Origin of the sequence: Alteromonas sp. McT4-15 (assembly GCF_020515205.1) — a bacterium.
Lineage (GTDB): Bacteria > Pseudomonadota > Gammaproteobacteria > Enterobacterales > Alteromonadaceae > Alteromonas.
On sequence record NZ_JAJALG010000092.1, the window covers coordinates 1 to 1,584 of the forward strand.

At 42.3% G+C, this 1,584-nt stretch carries 3 protein-coding genes; all 3 read right to left on the reverse strand.

The features are described from left to right. A partial coding sequence (locus LHL20_RS20870; RefSeq protein WP_226434681.1) for a hypothetical protein occupies window positions 1–187 on the reverse strand: 187 nt, incomplete at its 3' end. A 212-nt stretch (window positions 188–399) separates the two neighbouring features. Beyond that, complete coding sequence (locus LHL20_RS20875; RefSeq protein ID WP_226434682.1) at window positions 400–618, reverse strand: Imm27 family immunity protein; 219 nt, start codon at window positions 616–618, stop codon at window positions 400–402. Between the two features lie 131 nt (window positions 619–749). Continuing rightward, window positions 750–1,067 (reverse strand): hypothetical protein, encoded by a 318-nt coding sequence (locus LHL20_RS20880; RefSeq protein WP_226434683.1) that lies wholly within the window; start codon window positions 1,065–1,067, stop codon window positions 750–752. Between the last annotated feature and the right edge of the window lie 517 nt (window positions 1,068–1,584).

Sequence of the window (1,584 nt, forward strand, 5' to 3'; positions counted from 1 at the left end):
CCCACGTGTATGCGTCCCAGCCTGCGCTAGCAGGCGACTTAATTTTTTTGTTATACACAAACCGTTTCTTAACTGCCAGCATGTTGAAGAAAATAGGGTAAAAGTACTGAATAAAACAACCAACGTTTTTAGCTTTTACTTGCTGCCAAAGAAGAGAGCTGCTTGAGTTGAAAAGCGGTGCTTTCAAGTTTCCTTCGATGCTGACCGAAAACCCAAACGAACCCTCAAAGCCGTTGTAAAAAAGCACTGAACTTTAGCCTGATTATTACTAAATAATGTGTGGTGTATAACTTTTAAATAAGGGGCGCAGACGCGTGGGCTAAAATGCGAAGCAGCCCACGTGTATGCGTCCCAGCGAACGCAGTGAGTGACTTAATTTTTTTGTTATGTGCAATTGCTTTAAACATCAAATTGCTCTTTTGCCAAAGCTTTGTCTATTTTTGAGAGAATAGGCTGACCGCCCCCATGTAACGCACTATTTGGGTAACTTTTAATCCAGTAACGACCATTCTCTTTTTCTATATACAGAGTAACCCAACCGCTTTTACTAACAGCGACCTTTTTACATTTGGTACTGACAAAATCTTCAAGATCTATTTGCGAAGAGATGACATCCATATTCAACAACCTTGCACATAACTTTCCAATAACGGGCGCAGACATGTGGGGCATAATGGCGAAGCCGCCCCACTTGTATGCGTCCCAGCGAGCCTGCGAGCGACTTAATTTTTTTGTTATGTGCTCCATGACTAATAAGAGCATTGTTCTATTAGCTGCGCCAGAAAATCTTTTGATAATTGAAACGAATTACGCGTAAATTGTCCGTGACTCTCGGCAGTTCTCTGGCCATCTATCGTCAAATCATAACTTAAGACTGAGCTTCCCTGAATTTCAGTTCTGACACTTAAAATATAGCCAGTACTATTCTGGAAGTGTCCAAAACTTTTATTGAAACAAGCTGCATTAACCTCGGTATCTAAAGTCTTGCCGTAGCCAACCTTTTTAATAGAGTTAACTTCGCAACCAGCCATGAGGAATAAACTAAAAATTACGAATAAATACTTCATATTTTAAGGCACATAACGCTAAGCTTTGGGGCGCTAACATGGGGCCATAATCGCGAAGCGGCCCCGTGTTAGCGTCCCAGCGACCGAAGGGAGTGCCAACAGCGTTTTGTTAGGCGTACAAAGGAACGTACGCAGCTTTGCTGCCACCACTAGCCAAATAGACCGCGTGTTTAACCTATTGAATTTAAGATAAAACAACCCTGTGCGAAATGCCAGATGTAAAGGATATTGCTGGATAAAAGAGCGAGTTTTGAAAGCTGGTGATGCAGAATGTTGGCGTTGCGGTGTTGATGAAAAGCACGTTGCTAAAGCCGTTGAAACTACCGAAAAAGTAAGCTGTAAAGGCAACCTAGCGAAACAACCTTGATGCTGGAATGTCACCTCTGAACCCACATTTTAATGCTGTAAGTAAATGACGCCTAGACACAATGACTCCCTGTGAAATGCTAGCCTCCGCATTTTCGTGGGTTAGCTGAAAGCCAGTGCCATAATTAGTTTGCTTAAGACTAAATCATTT

What these genes read in the sequence shown, in the direction of transcription:
- LHL20_RS20880 (WP_226434683.1), bottom strand. Translation starts at nt 1,067, where the DNA reads ATGAAGTATTTATTCGTAATTTTTAGTTTATTCCTCATGGCTGGTTGC.
- LHL20_RS20875 (WP_226434682.1), bottom strand. Translation starts at nt 618, where the DNA reads ATGGATGTCATCTCTTCGCAAATAGATCTTGAAGATTTTGTCAGTACC.